This window comes from Streptomyces capoamus (assembly GCF_014654935.1).
In the GTDB taxonomy this organism is placed as follows: Bacteria; Actinomycetota; Actinomycetes; order Streptomycetales; family Streptomycetaceae; genus Streptomyces; species Streptomyces capoamus.
The window spans coordinates 177,747-178,359 of record NZ_BNBF01000009.1 but is presented as its reverse complement, the minus strand read 5'-3'; the positions used below and the strand labels follow the sequence as shown (position 1 = coordinate 178,359).

The 613-nt window shown below is 70.5% G+C and carries 1 protein-coding gene; it reads right to left on the bottom strand.

The features are described from left to right. Positions 1 to 91: 91 nt before the first annotated feature. On the bottom strand, positions 92 to 613 hold a 522-nt coding region (locus IE312_RS40440), incomplete at its 5' end, for an aminotransferase class III-fold pyridoxal phosphate-dependent enzyme (RefSeq protein ID WP_229899908.1).

Here is a 613-nt window from a genome sequence, read left to right as displayed (position 1 = left end):
GTCATGGCGGGACGGGTCATGGCGGGACGGGTCATGGCGGGACGGGTCATGGCGGGACGGGTCCTTTCTCCGTCGGCGGTACCGGACGCGCTCATGCCGTCTCGTAGACGGCGCGCTGCACGATGCGCAGCCCCTGGTCGAGTTCGTCGCTGGTGATGGTCAGCGGGGGCAGCAGCTTGACGACCTGGTCGTGCGCACCGGAGGTCTCGATGAGCAGTCCGAGTTCGAAGGCTCGGCGTGCGGCGCGGCCGGCGTGCCGGGGGTCGGCGAGCTCCAGGCCCCATGCCATCCCGCGGCCGCGGTAGGAGGATCCGCTGTGGTGCGCGGCGGTGTCGCGCAGCGCGGCCTCGATGGTCTGCCCGTGCGCCAGGGTCTGCTGCTTCAGCTTGTCGTCGGCCCAGTAGGTGTTGAGCGCGGCGGCGGCGGTGACGAAGGCCGGGTTGTTGCCGCGGAAGGTGCCGTTGTGTTCGCCCGGCTCCCAGACGTCCAGTTCCGGCCGGAACAGGCAGAGGGACATAGGCAGGCCGTAGCCGCTGATGGACTTGGAGACGGTGACGATGTCCGGGGTGATGCCGGCCTCCTCGAAGGAGAAGAACGCCCCGGTGCGGCCGCA